The sequence below is a fragment of the Streptomyces sp. NRRL WC-3626 genome, from assembly GCF_000718785.1.
Classification (GTDB): domain Bacteria; phylum Actinomycetota; class Actinomycetes; order Streptomycetales; family Streptomycetaceae; genus Streptomyces; species Streptomyces edwardsiae.
Genome location: NZ_JOCA01000005.1, coordinates 200914 through 216986, shown reverse-complemented (window position 1 = coordinate 216986; position 16073 = coordinate 200914). Strand labels below are relative to the sequence as shown.

Annotated in this window: 14 protein-coding genes; 2 read left to right on the top strand and 12 right to left on the bottom strand. The window is 72.3% G+C overall.

Annotated features, from left to right (window positions below; translation table 11 throughout):
• Positions 1-77: 77 nt before the first annotated feature.
• The 3 genes from IF28_RS0110040 to IF28_RS0110030 all read right to left on the bottom strand — a co-directional run bounded on the left by IF28_RS0110040 (position 78) and on the right by IF28_RS0110030 (position 5042).
• Complete coding sequence (locus tag IF28_RS0110040) at positions 78-3872, bottom strand: AAA family ATPase (protein WP_030216597.1); 3795 nt, start codon at positions 3870-3872, stop codon at positions 78-80.
• 307 nt (positions 3873-4179) lie between these two features.
• Positions 4180-4383, bottom strand: a complete 204-nt coding sequence (locus tag IF28_RS0110035; RefSeq protein ID WP_030216596.1) for a hypothetical protein — start codon at positions 4381-4383, stop codon at positions 4180-4182.
• Positions 4384-4760: 377 nt separating this feature from the next.
• A complete protein-coding gene (locus IF28_RS0110030) occupies positions 4761-5042 on the bottom strand; it encodes an acylphosphatase (protein WP_030216595.1) in 282 nt (93 codons plus the stop codon).
• 176 nt (positions 5043-5218) lie between these two features.
• Between IF28_RS0110030 and IF28_RS0110025 the strand changes: the two genes are divergently transcribed.
• Positions 5219-6508, top strand: coding sequence for a CAP domain-containing protein (locus tag IF28_RS0110025; RefSeq protein WP_030216594.1), 1290 nt, complete (start codon positions 5219-5221; stop codon positions 6506-6508).
• 54 nt (positions 6509-6562) lie between these two features.
• Complete coding sequence (locus IF28_RS0110020) at positions 6563-6961, top strand: winged helix-turn-helix transcriptional regulator (protein ID WP_030216593.1); 399 nt, start codon at positions 6563-6565, stop codon at positions 6959-6961.
• Here the strand turns inward: IF28_RS0110020 and mutM are convergent.
• The 9 genes from mutM to IF28_RS0109975 form a co-directional block, all read right to left on the bottom strand.
• Positions 6934-7794, bottom strand: coding sequence for a bifunctional DNA-formamidopyrimidine glycosylase/DNA-(apurinic or apyrimidinic site) lyase (gene mutM, locus IF28_RS0110015; RefSeq protein WP_030216592.1), 861 nt, complete (start codon positions 7792-7794; stop codon positions 6934-6936). The genes IF28_RS0110020 and mutM overlap by 28 nt on opposite strands.
• 80 nt (positions 7795-7874) lie before the next feature.
• Positions 7875-8693 (bottom strand): ribonuclease III, encoded by an 819-nt coding sequence (gene rnc, locus IF28_RS0110010; protein ID WP_030216591.1) that lies wholly within the window; start codon positions 8691-8693, stop codon positions 7875-7877.
• Positions 8694-8712: 19 nt separating this feature from the next.
• Positions 8713-8886 (bottom strand): 50S ribosomal protein L32, encoded by a 174-nt coding sequence (rpmF, locus tag IF28_RS0110005; protein WP_007493396.1) that lies wholly within the window; start codon positions 8884-8886, stop codon positions 8713-8715.
• 2 nt (positions 8887-8888) lie between these two features.
• Positions 8889-9533 carry a YceD family protein gene (locus IF28_RS0110000; RefSeq protein ID WP_030216590.1) on the bottom strand — a complete coding sequence of 215 codons (645 nt, stop codon included), beginning with the start codon at positions 9531-9533 and terminating at the stop codon, positions 8889-8891.
• A 128-nt stretch (positions 9534-9661) separates the two neighbouring features.
• Positions 9662-10738: an ATP synthase F0 subunit B gene (locus IF28_RS0109995; protein ID WP_030216589.1), complete on the bottom strand. Its 1077-nt coding sequence runs from the start codon at positions 10736-10738 to the stop codon at positions 9662-9664.
• A 117-nt stretch (positions 10739-10855) separates the two neighbouring features.
• The gene (coaD, locus tag IF28_RS0109990) at positions 10856-11335 is read right to left on the bottom strand and encodes a pantetheine-phosphate adenylyltransferase (RefSeq protein WP_030216588.1); all 480 of its coding nucleotides are present in this window, start codon (positions 11333-11335) and stop codon (positions 10856-10858) included.
• A gap of 26 nt (positions 11336-11361) precedes the next feature.
• The gene (gene rsmD / locus IF28_RS0109985; protein ID WP_030216587.1) at positions 11362-11949 is read right to left on the bottom strand and encodes a 16S rRNA (guanine(966)-N(2))-methyltransferase RsmD; all 588 of its coding nucleotides are present in this window, start codon (positions 11947-11949) and stop codon (positions 11362-11364) included.
• A gap of 48 nt (positions 11950-11997) precedes the next feature.
• Positions 11998-14205 (bottom strand): ATP-dependent DNA helicase RecG, encoded by a 2208-nt coding sequence (gene recG, locus IF28_RS0109980; RefSeq protein ID WP_030216586.1) that lies wholly within the window; start codon positions 14203-14205, stop codon positions 11998-12000.
• Positions 14206-14232: 27 nt separating this feature from the next.
• A complete protein-coding gene (locus tag IF28_RS0109975) occupies positions 14233-15951 on the bottom strand; it encodes a DAK2 domain-containing protein (protein ID WP_030216585.1) in 1719 nt (572 codons plus the stop codon).
• Between the last annotated feature and the right edge of the window lie 122 nt (positions 15952-16073).

Genomic DNA, 16073 nt, shown 5'->3' with positions numbered 1-16073 from the left:
GTCAACAGTCGCTTCGCTGTGAGATTCAAGACGCACGAGGGGAGAGTTCGTTCAGGACTTGAAGATTCGGTGCCGGTCTAGCGCAGGCGCTGGCTGATGACCTTGGACACGCCGTCGCCCTGCATGGAGACGCCGTAGAGGGCGTCGGCGACCTCCATGGTGCGTTTCTGGTGCGTGATCACGATCAGCTGCGAGGCTTCCTGCAGCTCCTGCATGATCCGGATCAGCCGCTGGAGGTTGGTATCGTCGAGGGCCGCCTCGACCTCGTCCATGACGTAGAACGGGCTGGGCCGCGCCTTGAAGATCGACACGAGCATCGCCACGGCGGTCAGCGACCGTTCGCCGCCCGACAGCAGGGAGAGCCGCTTGACCTTCTTGCCCGGCGGGCGCGCCTCGACGTCCACGCCCGTGGTGAGCATGTTGTCGGGGTCGGTCAGCACCAGGCGCCCCTCTCCGCCCGGGAACAGCCGGGAGAAGACGCCCTCGAACTCGCGCGCCGTGTCGCGGTAGGCCTCGGTGAAGACCTGCTCGACGCGTTCGTCGACCTCCTTGACCACCTGGAGCAGATCCGCGCGGGTCTTCCTCAGGTCCTCCAGCTGTTCACTGAGGAACTGGTGGCGTTCCTCCAGCGCCGCGAACTCCTCCAGGGCGAGCGGGTTGACCTTGCCGAGCTGCTGGTAGGCGCGTTCGGCGGCCTTCAGCCGCTTCTCCTGCTCGGCCCGCACGAACGGGCGGGGCCGGTTGCGCGGGTGCTCCCCCGCGGCGGAGCCGCCAGGGGAATCGGTGTCCGGCAGCTCTTCGCCCTCGGCGGGGGGCGGGGCCGGCACCGGCTGGTGCGGGCCGTACTCCGACACCAGTCCGGCCGGTTCCACACCCAGTTCCTCCAGCGCCCTCGTCTCCAGCTGCTCCATCCGCAGCCGCTTCTCGGCGCCGAGTACCTCGCCCCGGTGAACTGAATCCGTCAACTTGTCGAGCTCCGCCTTGAGATCGCGCCCCTCGGTGCGGGCACGGGCGAGTTCCTGCTCGCGGCGGGCCTTGGCGGCGTCGGCCGCGGCGCGCTCCTCGTCGGCGCGCGTGAGCGAGATCTCCACGTGGGCGAGGAGGGTGCGGGCGCCGTCGGCGACGGCCGCGGCGACGTCCGCCTCGTGGCGCAGCCGGGCCCGGCGCTGTTCGGCACGCGCGCGTGCGTCGCGTTCCGCGCGGGCGGCGCGGTCGAGGGAGTCGGCCCGTCCGGCGAGCCCCTTGACCCGTTCCTCGTGCGTACGGACCTGGAGGCGGGCCTCCATCTCGGTCTGCCGGGCGTTGGCCCCGTCGGCGGCGAGCCGGTCGCGTGCGAACGTGTCCGGCTCCTCCTCGTACGGCGTCTCCTCGGCGACCTCGAGCCGCTCGGCGAGTTCCTCGGCGTCGGCGAGGGCCTTGTCGAGGGCGTCCTGGGCGCGGGCCGCGGCGGCGGAGGCACGTTCGGCCTCGCCGGCGGCGCCGCGCGCCTGGCCGGCGAGGCGGCCGAGCTGCTGGGCGACGGAGGACTTCTCGCGGTCCGCGGCACGGCGGTGCTCGCCGGTCTCCTCGACGCGGGCGGCGCACTCCCGGCGGTGGGCGGCCGCGGCGTCCTGCGCGGCGGCGAGCCCGTCGCAGCGGACGGCCAGTTCCTCCAGCGCCGCGGCTGCCTCGTCCACGGACGCCTGTACTTCCAGCAGGCTGGGGGCGCCCGCGGAGCCGCCCTGGGCGAAGTGCGCGCCGAGGAGGTCGCCTTCGGCGGTCACGGCGGTGAGGTGGGGGTGGATGTGGACGAGGTCCACGGCGTCTTCGAGGGTGTCGACGACCACGATGCCGTGCAGCAGCCGTCGCACGGCGGGCATCAGGCCGGAGGGTCCGCTGACGAAGTCCGCGGCGGGGGGTGCGGGTGGGTGGGGGTTGTTCGCGCAGTTCCCCGCGCCCCCTGGCGGCGTTGCCGTCGCGGTGTTCGGCTGGGCCGTGGGGGGATGCACGGCGGCGGGTGCGGGTTCGTGGGGGCTGGGCGCGCAGTTCCCCGCGTCCCTTGGGGGCGTTGCCGTCGCCGGGATTGGCGGGGCCGTGGGGGCATGCGGCTCGGCGGGGGCGGGGTCGTGGGCGGCGCTCGCGTCCCTTGGGGGCGTTGCCGTCGCCGGGTCCGGGGTGTTGGTGAGGAGGAGGGTGGCCCGGCCCGCGTCTTGTTTGCGGAGGAGGCGGATGGCGTCGGCCGCGGCTGAGGGGGAGGTGGCCGCCACCGCGTCCGCGGCTGCGCCGAAAGCTGCCGCCAGGGGGGTTTCGTAGCCGGGGGTGACTGTCAGGAGTGCGGCGGCCGGGCCCAGCAGGCCCGTGAGGGTGTCGCGTGCGTCCAGCAGGGCGCCGGTGCCGTCCTTGCGGCGCAGGCCGAGGGCCAGGGCCTCGTGGCGGGCCTGGGTCGCGGCGCGCTGTCGTTCCGCGCCGGTGACCGCCTCCCGCGCGGCGGTGAGGGCGGTTTCCGCCTCGGCGAGCCGCCGCCTGGCCTCCTCGTGCCGCTCGGCGAGTTCCGCGTCGCCCGCGTCGAGGCCGTCGACCTCGGCCTGGAGGGCCTCGTACTCCTCCTGAGCGGTGACGGCCCGTTCCTGGGCCTCGTCGCGGGCGGCGGCCAGCCGCTCGATCTCGGCCTGGGCCGCTGCCGCCCGTGAACGGGCCGCGCCGACCTGTCCCTTGAGCCGGGCGAGCCCTTCACGGCGGTCCGCGATGGCGCGCGCGGCGTCCTTGAGCCGCCGTTCCTCCTGGGCGAGTGCGTTCTCGAGCTCCGCGCGGTGGGCGACCGTGTCCTCCAGGGCGCGTTCGGCAGCCTCCAGGGCGGCCTCCAGTTCGGCCTCCTGCTCACGGACGCGGGCGGCCTCGCGCTCCATGTCCTCGGGGTCCCGGCCGCGCCGCTCCTCGGGGGGCGCGGAGATCGCGCTCTTCACGCGCGCGTCGGCGAGGGAGATCGTGCCGCGCACCCGTTCGGCGAGCTGGGAGAGCTCGTACCAGGTCTGCTGGGCGTTCTGGAGCCGGGGAACGAGCCGGCGTACCTCGTCCTCCAGCTGTCCCTCGCGCTGGAGGGCCTTCTTCAGCTCGGCCTCGGCGGTTTCCTTGCGCTCCTTGAGGGCCGCCTCGTCGGCGATCTCGGCCCGCAGCGCCTCCCGCAGCCGTACGAGATCGTCGGCGAGGAGGCGCAGCCGGGCGTCGCGGAGGTCGGCCTGGATGACGGCGGCCCGCCGGGCGACGGCGGCCTGCCGGCCGAGCGGCTTGAGCTGGCGGCGCAGCTCGTCGGTGAGGTCCTGCACGCGGGCGAGGTTGGCCTGCATCGCGTCCAGTTTCCGCAGCGCCTTCTCCTTGCGCTTGCGGTGCTTGAGGACGCCGGCGGCCTCCTCGATGAAGGCGCGGCGGCCCATGGGATCGGCGTGCAGCACGGAGTCGAGCTGGCCCTGGCCGACGATGACGTGCATCTCCCGGCCGATGCCGGAGTCGGAGAGCAGTTCCTGGATGTCGAGGAGCCGGCAGGTGTCACCGTTGATCTGGTACTCGCTGCCGCCGTTGCGGAACATGATCCGCGTGATGGTGACCTCGGCGTACTCGATGGGGAGGGCGCCGTCGGAGTTGTCGATGGTGAGGGACACTTCGGCGCGGCCCAGAGGGGGGCGGCCGGTGGTGCCGGCGAAGATGACGTCCTCCATCTTGCCGCCGCGCAGCGACTTGGCGCCCTGCTCGCCCATGACCCAGCTGAGCGCGTCCACGACGTTGGACTTGCCCGAGCCGTTCGGACCCACGACGCAGGTGATCCCCGGTTCGAACCGGAGCGTGGTCGCGGAAGCGAACGACTTGAAGCCGCGGAGCGTCAGGGCCTTGAGGTGCACGCCGCCGGACTCTACCCGCCGGGCATGTCTCACTCCATGAACGAACGGTTTCGCGGGTGAACGCGAAGGGCACACCAGACGTTGAAGACGGTGAAAGGATGCGCGGGGCAGCGAGTGCCGGAGGCGGAGCGCGGGGGCGCGGACGCCGGGGTGAGGACGCGAGTCGCGGAGGCTTGAAGAAAGAAGGGACGCCGGGGCGTCCCTTGCTGTTCTGACCGCGTGGCGGTGGTGACGGGCAGGCCCGAACCACTGCTGTGCGGTTGGTGCAGCGGTGAAGTGATGCGAAGTGATTCAGCGGATGCAGTGATCAGGTGAGCGCAGGCTCCGCCTGGTGTGCGTCAACGCTCTCCATGATCCTGTCGTGAGAAGCGGCAGCCGTCAGCTCGTCGTTCTCCGCCTGGATCCGTCCGAGCTCGGATTCCAGGTCCTGGACGCGCTGCTGGAGCCGTCGCATCTCGGCGAGGAGTCGCGGGTCGGAGCCGCCGACGTAACCGAGAAGCGCCTTTGCCATGATGGATGGTCCTCCACAATGAGTGACCGACCGATGCGGTGTGGGTCGTGAGGGATTCGCACCCGCGATGCTTGACAGGCCTGGAGTTGTACTGCCGTTCAGCCATGCCAAACAGCTAAGGTGCGCGGGGCTTTCAGCGTCTCACCAAAAAGTTTGAGGGTCAACACGATCACGCCCCGTATCGGCGGACAACCGGCTGCGCACGGCCTGTGTACGACGGCGGCGCGAGTCTCCCGGGTCCTCGGAGCGTGGCGATCATCCTGGCGTCCGGCGCCCCCTGCGGCAAGCCCTTCTCGCCGATCACCAGGACTTTTTCGTCGGCGGGGACGCGTGTCGCGCGCCGGCCGGGGCCTGCCGGGCGGCCGGAGCGGGCGGGATCAGCGGATGGCGAAGCCCTCGTAGCCGCCGCGCGGTGTGTCCCATATCTCGGTGACCCCGTCCACGTGTCCGGGCGTGTCGCCGGTCTGGAGCCAGTCGAGCAGCCCCTCGCAGCGCTCGCGGGCGCCCTCGGCGACCACCTGGACCCTGCCGTCGCCGAGATTGAGAGCAAAACCACTCAGCTCGCCGATCTCCAGCGCCTTGGCCCGGGTGAACCATCGGAAACCGACACCTTGTACCCGGCCGCGCACCCAGGCGACCAGTCGCACATCGTCACTCATGGCTGCAACCTAACCGGACAAAGTCACCGGGGGCACACCCGACCCAGGCGCCATGCGGTAGCGTCCCGAGCCATGAATCTCATATGAAACTCACTCGTTGGTGTGAGTTTCGTGATCATCGAGTTTCGGGTTGGTCGCGAGGACGAGTCGACCGACGGACGAGGAAGGCCAGGGACATGGGACGCCACCGACGCTCCGCCGCCGGCCGCGCCGCCACGGGCCGCGCCACCGGGGTCACCCACGACGACCTGTACGACGGCGGCCCGTATCCGGGGGGTGACCGGGGGGACGGCCCGCCCACGATGGGCACGGCTCCGTATCTGAACCCGGAGGCGTACGCCGAGACGTACGCGCGGAGCGCGGAGTACCTCTACGCGACGGCCGACGCCACGGCCCCCGCCGGAGGCACCGACTTCGCCGCCCCCGCCGCCGGCTTCCCGGAGGCCGACTTCGGCGCCCCCGCCGCCGGCTTCCCCCGGACCGACGTCACCACCACCATCCCCGCCCCCGCCCACGGCGGCTTCCCGGAGGCCGGTTTCTCCGCGCGCCGGGACCGGATCGGCCCCGCCTTCCCCGGCGACGGCTCCGCGGCCGACCCCGACGGGCCGCGCCCGGACCGGCACCGGCGCCGCAAGAAGAAGGCCGCGACCCCGGTCCGTACCGGACTGCTCGGTGTCTCCGCCGCGGTGGCCCTCGGCACGGTGGCGGTCGCCACCGGAGCGGTCCCCGGGCTGGAGAACTACAAGCTCGGCGGCGACCGCACCCCCGGCGACAGCGTGCAGGCCGGTGGCGTCGCCACCAACGCGCCCACCGAGCAGGGCGGTACCGCGGGCAGCCTGGAGAACCCGGGCCGTGACGCAGGCACCCCGGCGAGCCGTGGCGGCGAGCGCTCCGCCTCCCCGGAGCCGTCAGCGCCCGCCTCGCCGACGAAGACACCGGAGAAGAAGGAGAGCGCGGAGAAGACGAAGACGCCGGAGAAGAAGGAGACCGCGGCGGCTCCCGAGAAGACCGCCGAGGAGGCCCCGTCCCGCACGGCCGAGCCCGAGCCGGAGAAGCAGAGGACGACCGCTCCGGTCGCCGGCTCCGCGGAGGCCGTCGCCGGCGCGGAGGTGCTCCGGCTGGTCAACGTGGAGCGGTCCAAGGTGGGCTGCAGCCCCGTCACCTCGAGCGACGCGCTGACCGGCCTGGCGACGGCGTTCAGCGACGACATGGCCGAGCGGGACTTCTTCGACCACACGGACCCCGACGGCGACACCCCGTGGGACAGGGCCGAGACGGCCGGCATAGCCAACCTCGGCGGCGAGAACATCGCCCGGGGCCAGGCCGACGCCGAGGCCGTGATGCAGGCCTGGATGGACAGCCCCGGTCACAAGGCGAACATACTGAACTGCGACTTCAAGACGCTCGGGGTGGGCGTCCACATGGGTTCGGGCGGCCCCTGGTGGACCCAGAACTTCGGCTACTGAGCCGGGGGCGGCGCTGACCGGTGGTCGGCGCCGCCCTGGCGTAATCTTGGGTTCATGACGACCGTGCCGCGACCGGAGGAGCGGGAGCTCCCCTTCAACGTGTTCGCCAAGGCGTGCCCGTCCCGCGGCACTCTGGAGCATGTGACCGGGCGCTGGGGCGCGCTGACGCTCGGCGCGCTCCACGAGGGCTCGCTGCGGTTCAACGAGCTGCGCCGCCGGGTCGACGGGGTGAGCGAGAAGATGCTCTCCCAGACGCTGCAGGCGCTGGAGCGCGACGGGCTGGTGCACCGCGAGGCCCAGCCGACCAATCCGCCCCGCGTGGACTACGAACTGACGCCGCTGGGCCATGAGGTCGCCGGGCGCCTGCTGGCCCTCATCCAGTATGTCGAGGGCAGCATGGACGCCGTACTCGAGGCGCGTGAGCGCTACGACGAGACGCGCGGCGCCCGCTGACACGCCGGGCAGAAGTAGCTGGACCGGTTCATCCACGCCTTCCGGCGCATCGGTGTGCCGCAGCGGCGGCAGGGCAGGCCCTCACGGCCGTACGCGTCCAGGGACCGGTCGAAGTAGCCGGACTCTCCGTTGACGTTGACGTAGAGGCTGTCGAAGCTGGTGCCGCCCACGGCGAGGGCCGCGTTCATGACGTCCCGGACATGGCCCAGCAGGAGCAGGGTGCGCGGGCGGGTGAACCCGGCCGTCGGGCGCTCGTAGTGGACGCGGGCCCGCCACAGCGCCTCGTCGGCGTAGATGTTGCCGACGCCGCTGATCAGTGACTGGTCGAGCAGGGCACGCTTGACGGTGGTGCGCTTGCGGCGCAGGGCCTGGTGGAACGCCTCCTCGTCGAAGAGCGGGTCGAGGGGGTCCCGGGCGATGTGGGCGATGACGTCGGGCAGTCCGTCGGGGGTGGTGTCGTGCAGCGACAGACCGCCGAAAGTGCGCTGGTCGACGAAGCGGAGTTCGGTGTCCAGGGCGTCGGTGAAGCGGACGCGCACGCGCAGATGCCTCTCGTCCGCCGCCGCGTGCGGCTGGACCAGCAACTGGCCGCTCATGCCGAGGTGGGCGAGGACGGCCTGGCCGGTGTCCTCCAGGGGCAGCCACAGGTACTTGCCGCGGCGGCCGGGCACGCCGACGCGGTGCCCCTCGAGGCGGTGCGCGAAGTCGTCGGGGCCCGCGAGGTGACGGCGTACCGCGCGCGGGTGCAGCACCTCGGCGTCGGCGACGGTCCGGTGGGCGACCCACCGTTCCAGTCCGCGCCGTACGACCTCGACCTCGGGCAGCTCGGGCATGCTCTCCCCTTCACGGGCGGGTGTACGACCGCCGAGCGCCCGCCCCGGTACGGGGGCGGGCGCTCGGGTCGTCCGGTGGGTCAGGCGGAGGCCGACGGGGTGTCGGCGCTCGTGCCGGAGGCGTCGGCTTCGGCGGCCCGGACGGCCTCCTCCGCTTCCGTGGCGGCCTTGGCGCGCTCGTCCGCCGCGGCCCGGATGGACCGCCAGGCGGACTCGGCGGCCTGCTGCTCCGCCTCCTTCTTGCTGCGGCCGGTGCCGGTGCCGTACGAGACGCCTCCGACGCGGGCGGCAGCAGTGAAGGTCTTCTCGTGGTCGGGGCCGGTCTCCGTGACGAGGTACTCGGGTACTCCGAGCCCTTCGGTCGCGGTGAGTTCCTGGAGACTGGTCTTCCAGTCCAGGCCGGCACCGAGGTTCGAGGACTTCTCGATCAGCGGGTCGAACAGGCGGTGCACCAGTTCGGAGGCCGCGTCGAGCCCCTGGTCGAGATAGACGGCGCCGATCACCGCTTCGAGGGTGTCGGCGAGGATGGATGCCTTGTCCCGCCCGCCCGTGCCCTCTTCACCGCGGCCCAGCCGGATGAAGGAGCCCAGTTCGAGCCCGCGGCCCACTTCCGCCAGCGCACGCGAGTTGACCACCGCGGCCCGAAGCTTGGCCAGCTGGCCCTCGGGCAGATCGGGGTGGGTGGTGTACAGCGTGTCCGTGACGACGAGGCCGAGCACGGAGTCCCCGAGGAACTCCAGCCGCTCGTTCGTCGGCAGGCCGCCGTTCTCGTACGCGTAGGAACGGTGGGTCAGCGCACGCACCAGAAGGGCGGACTCGAGCTGATAGCCGAGCCGCCCTTCCAGAAGCGTGTGGGACGAGGCCTGGTTTTCCGCTGAGTTCTTCTTCGGCGTCGACACAGTGCCTCTCACCAGCCGCTCAGACCTCGAGGACCTGGCGCTTGTTGTAGGTGCCGCAAGACGGGCACGCGATGTGCTGCAGCTTGGGCTCGTGGCAGCGCTCGCACGCAACCAGGGTGGGGACCGCAGCCTTCCACTGCGACCGGCGGTGGCGCGTGTTGCTGCGCGACATCTTCCGCTTCGGAACAGCCACGGCTACTTCTCCTGCTTCTCGTCGACGCCAGGTTCGGCGCCGCTCATCTCGTCCTTCTCGCCGTCCTTCATGGTGCCGGCGAGTCCCTGCAAAGCCGCCCAACGGATGTCGACGGCGTCATGATGGTGATCCGGGTCGTCCGCGAGCCGCGCTCCGCACTCGGAGCACAGACCCGGGCAGTCTTCCCGGCACACCGGCTGCATCGGCAGTGCGAGCACCACCGCGTCGCGCAGCACGGGCTCGAGGTCGAACAATCCGTCCTCGAGGAAGAGCCTGTCCTCGTCGTCCTCGGCGTCGTCGCCCGGTTCCGCGGTCACGCGGCCCCGGTCGTCGGCGTCAGGGTACGAGAACAGCTCCTGGAAGTCCGCCGTGAGCTCCCGCTCCAGCGGCTCCAGACACCTTACGCACTCCCCCTCGGCCCCGGCACGGGCGGTGCCTGTGACGAGCACACCCTCCATGACCGACTCGAGGCGGAGTTCCAGCTCCACCGGGGCGCCTTCCGGCACTCCGATGACGTCCTTGATCCCAAAGTCCTTGGGGGCGTCGACCGTACGGGTCAGGCGCTGCTGCGCACCGGGCCGCCGCCCCAGCTCGTGTGTGTCGAACACGAGGGGGTTCCGGTGGTCGAGGCGGGCGTTCAGGGCCATTCCTGCTTTCGGTCTTCGAGCTCAGAGGTACCACTGCCCCGCGATGTTCCCGGGCAGCGTGGATCGCGGACGTAAGCGCGACCGAAGAGCCAGGATACTGGACCTTTCGCTCTCGGCCCAATCCGCCCCTACAGACCCCGCTCGCGCTCGTACGCCCGCAGCTGCTCGGGCGTGATCATGCTGGTGTCGAAGAGGCTGGTCTCGTCCAGGGCGTAGCCCTGCTGGGACTGCTGCGCCTGCTGGTCGTGGCCGGGCTGCTGCTGCGCCTGGCCCGGGTCGTACGCCTGCGCGTCGTAGCCCTGGTAGGCGCCGTACGGATCGGGCTGCTGCTGATAGCCGTAGGCGTCCTGCTGACCGCCGTACTGCTGCTGGTAGCCGGCGTACGGGTCCGGCTGCTGCTGCTGGTAACCGTAGGCGGGCTCCGGCTGGGCGTACGTCTGCTGTTGCTGCTGCGGCTCGGGCTGCCGGGCGGCCGGGGTGTCCTGCTCGGCGAGGTCCGCGAGGCCGGCGAGGTAGTCGGCGTCGCTGGAGTGCTGGACGGTCGACGGGTCGTCGGCGAGGGCGCCGAGGTCGTCGGAGGCGATCCGGCCGTGCAGTTTCTGCCGGCCCCGTCCGACCGCCTCCAGGGTCTTGGCGAGGACCGCCTCGAAGGCGCCGAGCTTGACGTCGACGTACTCGTCGGCACTGCGGCGCAGGGTCTCCGGGTCGTGGCTGCGCTCGGGGGCGTCCTCGTCCTCGTAGCCCTGCTCGTCGAGGCCGGGGCCGGTGCCGAGCAGCTTCTCGCGGCCGCGGCCGACCGAGCCGAGCGTCTTGGTGAGGACGACCTCGAAGTTGGCGAGCTTGGAGTCGACGTAGTCGTCGGCCTCCGCGCGGACCTCCTCGGCCTCCTTGCGGGCCTCGCCGAGGATCCGGTCGGCCTCGGCCTGGGAGCGGCGGGCGACCTCGGTGTCGGAGACCAGGGAGCCGCGCTGGGCGTGCGCGCCCTCGATGATCCGCTCGGCCTCCTGGCGGGCCTGCTCGACCATCTGCTCCCGGCCGCCGATCAGTTCCTCGGCCTGGGCGAGGGAGTCGGGCAGGGCCGCGCGCACCTCTTCGAGCATCGAGAGCAGGTCGGCGCGGTTGACCACGCACGAGGCCGACATGGGCATCGACCGGGCACTGGAGACCGCGGCGACGATCTCATCGAGCTTCTTCTGCACGTCCACCGTGTGCTCGCCACTCTCTACAGCTGTGTTGGAGACGGACGGGACCGACTGTACGGCCATGGGGCGTTCGGGGGACACCGGTTGACGGTCCGGCGGGCACCGGGACGCCCCCGGCGGTCAGTCCCCGCGCAGCCGTTCGGTCAGGGCGCTCAGGACCTCCGGCGGCACCAGGTGGGCCACGTCGCCGCCCCAGGCCGCCACCTCTTTGACGAGCGAGGAGGACAGGAAGCTGTAGGTGGGGTTGGTGGGGACGAAGAGGGTCTCCACGCCCGAGAGTCCGTTGTTCATCTGGGCCATCTGCAGCTCGTAGTCGAAGTCGCTGACCGCGCGCAGGCCCTTGACGATGGCGGGGATCTCGCGCTGCTTGCAGAAGTCGACGAGCAGGCCGTGGAAGGCCTCGACGCGTACGTTGCCGTACTCGGCGGTGACCCGGCGGATCAGGTCGATCCGCTCCTCGATCTCGAACAGGCCCTTCTTGGACTGGTTGATCATCACCGCGACGTAGACCTCGTCGTACAGCCGGGAGGCCCGGGCGATGATGTCGAGGTGTCCGTTGGTGATCGGGTCGAACGACCCGGGGCATACGGCGCGGCGCACTTGTGATCCCTCGCTCTCCGGTCCGGTCATCGTGCGTCTTCGCACGTAGAGGCGGCGCGACCGTACCAAAACGTTCCCTCGCCGTAGCGGCGGGAGCGGATCGCCTCGAACCCGGGCGGCCAGCCGAATTCCCCTCCTCTGGTGCTGCGCTCCACGGTGACGAGGGCTTCGCCGCTGAGCCAGCCCCCCGTACGGAGTGTGAGCAGGATCTCGCGAAGATCGTCGTCCTGGACGGCGTAGGGCGGGTCGAGGAAGACGACGTCGTACGGCTCCCGGGGGGGCGCGGTGCGGATGATCTGTTCCGCTTTGCCGGATACGGCCTCGGCGCCGGGGAGTCCGAGCGATTTCACGTTCTCCCGCACCGTGCGGGCGGCGCGGGCGTCGGCCTCGACGAGCAGGACGTGTCCGGCGCCGCGGGACAGCGCCTCCAGGCCGACGGCGCCGGAGCCGGCGTACAGGTCGAGGACGCGTTCGCCGTCCAGCGGGCCGCCGAGCAGGGACTGCCAGGTGGAGAACAGGCCCTCGCGCGCACGGTCGGAGGTGGGGCGGGTCCCCTGGCCGGGCGGAACGGCCAGGCGGCGTCCGCCGGCCTTGCCGGCGATCACGCGGGTCATGTCCTCGGTCCTTGTCGGTCTGTGCTGGTCGGTGGCCGTACCAGTCTGTCAGCCCTTCTCCAGGTACTGCTCCCGCTCCTCGTCCAGCAGGGCGTCCAGTGCCGTGCGCAGCGCGGGGAGGCCGGTCAGGTCCGGGTCGGCGGCGACGATCCTCACCGCCTCCTCCCTCGCCTCGGCGATGATCTCCTCGTCGTCGATGACGGCGAGCATGCGCAGACTGGAGCGGGTGCCGGACTGGGCCTGCCCCAGCACATCGCCCTCGCGGCGCTGCTCCAGGTCGATACGGGAGAGCTCGAAGCCGTCCAGCGTGCGGGCGACGGCGTCGAGCCGCTGCCGGGCCGCGCTCGCCTCGGGCATCTCGGTGACCAGCAGACACAGTCCCGGCGCCGAGCCGCGGCCGACCCGGCCGCGCAGCTGGTGCAGCTGGGAGACGCCGAAGCGGTCGGCGTCCATGATCACCATCGCGGTGGCGTTGGGGACGTTGACCCCGACCTCGATGACGGTGGTGGCGACCAGGACGTCGACGTCCCCGGCGGTGAAGCGGCGCATGACGGCGTCCTTGTCGTCGGGCTGCATGCGCCCGTGCAGCACCTCGACCCCGAGCCCCTTCAGCGGCCCTCGCGCGAGCTGCTCCGCGATGTCCAGGACGGCGAGCGGGGGGCGCTTCTCCGCCTCGTCCTCGGGGAGCTTCTTCCTGCCGGACTTCTTCGGGTCGTCCTCCTCGTCGCCGATGCGGGGGCAGACCACGTACGCCTGGTGGCCGTTCGCCACCTCCTCGCGGACCCGCTCCCACGCGCGGGCGAGGAAGTGGGGTTTGTCGGCGGCCGGGACGACATGGCTGGCGATGGGCGAACGGCCGGCCGGGAGCTGGTCGAGTACCGAGGTCTCCAGATCGCCGAAGACCGTCATCGCCACCGTGCGCGGAATGGGGGTGGCGGTCATGACCAGCAGGTGCGGGGGCTGTTTGCCCTTGCCGCGCAGGGCGTCGCGCTGCTCGACACCGAAGCGGTGCTGCTCGTCGACGACGACCAGGCCCAGGTCGTGGAACTTGACCTTGTCCTCGATCAGCGCGTGGGTGCCGATGACGATGCCGGCCTCGGCGGTGGCCAGGTCGAGCAGCGCCTGGCGGCGGGCCGCCGTTCCCATGGACCCGGTGAGCAGTGTCACCTTGGTCCCGGTCTCCGCTCCCCCGAGCATCCCTCCTTCGGCGAGCTCCCCCATCATCTCGGTGACCGACCGGTGGTGCTGCTGGGCGAGCACCTCGGTGGGCGCGAGCATCGCGGCCTGCCCGCCCGCGTCGACGACGGCGAGCATGGCGCGCAGCGCGACCATCGTCTTCCCGCTGCCGACCTCGCCCTGGAGCAGGCGGTGCATGGGGTGTTCGGTGGCGAGGTCGGTGAAGATCTCGGCGGAGACCTTCTGCTGGCCCTCGGTGAGGGTGAAGGGGAGACGGTCGTCGAAGGCGGCGAGGAGACCGTCGGGCTCGGGGCGGCGGGCGACGGCGGGAAGCTGCGCGTCGGCGTGGCGGCGGCGGGCGAGGGCGACCTGGAGGACGAAGGCCTCGTCCCATTTGAGGCGGGCGCGGGCGTCCTCGATGTCCGCCTTGGTGTGCGGGCGGTGGATCTTGAGGAGTGCCTCGGGGAGGGCGACGAGTCCGCGGCCCGCGCGCAGGGAGTCGGGCAGGGGGTCGACGGCCTCCTGGGCGCTGGGCAGGACCGTCTGGAGGGCCTTGCCGATCTTCCAGGACTCCAGTTTGGCGGTGGCGGGGTAGATCGGGATGAGGGCGCCGGCCCAGGTCTCCACGGTCTCCTCGGCGTCACCGCGCAGCAACTCGTACGCCGGGTGGGCGAGTTGCATGCGGCGGTTGAAGACGGAGACCTTGCCGGCGAACATCGCGCGGGTGCCCGGCAGGAGTTCCTTGTGCGGTTTGTGGACACCGGCGCCGAAGAAGACCAGTTGCAGCCGGCCGCTGCCGTCCGTGATCGTCACCTCCAGGCGCTGGCCCTTGCCGCGCGGGGCCTTGGCGGAGGCGAAGGTGTGCAGCCGGGCGTCGGCGACCTGGGCAACCACCGTGACGTGCTCGTCCATGGGGAGGTCGGCGAGGTGGGTGAGCTGGCCGCGCTCCTCGTATCTGCGCGGGTAGTGGTGCAGGAGGTCGCCCACGGTGTGCAGGCCGAGGTGCTCGGCCATCACCTTCGCGGTGGCGGGGCCGAGCACCTTCTTCAGTGGTTCGTCCAGTGCGGGCACGGCATCCATTGGACACCACACCACTGACAACGGGCGTCACTCCACCCCGATGAGCAGCAGGGCTCCCTGTCTGCCGCCGTGGTACACCACCGTGTCGACGGCGAGGTAGCCCTCGCGGACACGGGTCTCCAGGTGGGCGGCGACGGCTTCGGGGGCGTCGTCGCCGAGGACGAGGGTGACCAGTTCGCCGCCGGCCGCGAGCATGCGGTCCAGGACGGCCTCGGCGATCGCCGTGACGTCCTGCCCGATCACGGCCACGTCCCCGTCGACGAGGCCGAGGACGTCCCCGGCCTGGCAGATGCCCGCCATGGTCCAGGACTGCCGCTCGGCGACGGCGACCTCGGCGTAGCGGGTCGCTCCGGCCGCCGACGTCATCGACACCACGTCCTCGTCGAAGCGGCGTTCCGGCTCGTGCACCGCGAGGGCGGCTATGCCCTGGACGGCGGAGCGGGTCGGGATGAGGGCCACCCTGATCCCCTCGGCCCGCACCTGCTCGGCGGCAGCGGCGGCGGTGTGGCGCAGATCGGCGTCGTTGGGCAGCAGGACGACCTCCCGCGCGTGCGCACGCCGTACCGCCTGGACGAGTTCTCCGCTGGCGGGCGGTTCCCCGGGACGGGCGAGCACGGTGGTCGCTCCCGCCTCGGTGTAGAGCCCCGCCAGGCCCTCGCCGGGCACCACGGCCACGACGGCCCGCTGTGCGCGTTCCCCGCGCGCGGCCGGTTCGGCTCCGGTGGTGTGGACGTCCTCCGCGCCGAAGTGGGTGATCCGGATCCGGTACGGCCGTCCCGCCTCGACCCCGGCCTCCACGGCGGCGCCCGCGTCGTCGGCGTGCACATGGACGTTCCACAGGCCGTCGCCGCCGACGACCACGAGCGAGTCGCCCAGCGCGTCGAGCCGGTCCCGCAGCCGTGCGACGGCGTCGTCGTCGGCCTCCAGGAGGTAGATCACCTCGAAGGCGGGTCCGCCGGCCCCGTGCGGGGCGCCGCCGTCCGCGCACTCGCCGAGGCCCTCGGCCCGCTCCACGCCCGCGTGCGGCACGGGACCGGTGGTGCGTACGGAGCCGGTCCACGGGCCGCCGACGGCCGGCAGGCCCCGCGGCGCCTCGCCCGTGAACGTCTCCACCAGCGCCGCGAGCACCGCGACCAGCCCCCTGCCGCCCGCGTCCACCACCCCGGCGCGCCGCAGGACGGCCAGCCGGGCCGGGGTCTCGGCGAGCGCCGCGCGGGCTCCGTCGTAGGCGGCCCGCGCCACCGCCCCGCAGTCGCCCTCCGCCGCGCCGGCCGCGTCGGCGGCGGCCGAGGCGACGGTCAGGACCGTGCCCTCGACGGGGTGCGCGACCGCGTGGCGCGCGGAGTCGGCCGCGTGCCGCAGCGCGTTCCGCAGGCCCTCGCCGTCGGCGTGCGCCGGGGCCTCGTCGCCGGCCAGCACCTGGGCCATGCCGCGCAGCAGCTGCGCCAGGATCGTCCCGGAGTTCCCGCGCGCGCCGATCAGCGCGCCGTGGGCCATGGCCCGTACGGCGTCGGCCAGCGCCGGCTCCCGGTCCCCGCCGGCCCGGTGTCCGTCGAACACCGCCTCCACCGCCGCGGTCGCCGACTCGAGGGTCAGATAGAGGTTCGTGCCGGTGTCGCCGTCCGCCACCGGATAGACGTTGATCGCGTCGATCTCCTCGCGGGAGCGCCCCAGCGCATCGAGCGCGAGACCGCACCAGGAACGCACCGCGAGAGCATCGAAGAATGTCTGCGGCACCTGCGCCACCTGCGCCTCCCTGAGCTGCCGGCCGTGGCAGGCAGCGTAGACCGTGGGACGCCGTCCGCCGGAAGAGGGCCGGGGGCGGGGGCCCGGGCCACCGTGGTAGTTTCGTTCTACGGGAGCAGCCG

Coding starts and splice junctions, on each gene's coding strand:
- IF28_RS0110035 (WP_030216596.1), bottom strand. CDS start 4,383: ATGGCAAAGGCGCTTCTCGGTTACGTCGGCGGCTCCGACCCGCGACTC.
- IF28_RS0110030 (WP_030216595.1), bottom strand. CDS start 5,042: ATGAGTGACGATGTGCGACTGGTCGCCTGGGTGCGCGGCCGGGTACAA.
- IF28_RS0110025 (WP_030216594.1), top strand. CDS start 5,219: ATGGGACGCCACCGACGCTCCGCCGCCGGCCGCGCCGCCACGGGCCGC.
- IF28_RS0110020 (WP_030216593.1), top strand. CDS start 6,563: ATGACGACCGTGCCGCGACCGGAGGAGCGGGAGCTCCCCTTCAACGTG.
- mutM (WP_030216592.1), bottom strand. CDS start 7,794: ATGCCCGAGCTGCCCGAGGTCGAGGTCGTACGGCGCGGACTGGAACGG.
- IF28_RS0110000 (WP_030216590.1), bottom strand. CDS start 9,533: ATGGCCCTGAACGCCCGCCTCGACCACCGGAACCCCCTCGTGTTCGAC.
- rsmD (WP_030216587.1), bottom strand. CDS start 11,949: ATGACCCGCGTGATCGCCGGCAAGGCCGGCGGACGCCGCCTGGCCGTT.
- recG (WP_030216586.1), bottom strand. CDS start 14,205: ATGGATGCCGTGCCCGCACTGGACGAACCACTGAAGAAGGTGCTCGGC.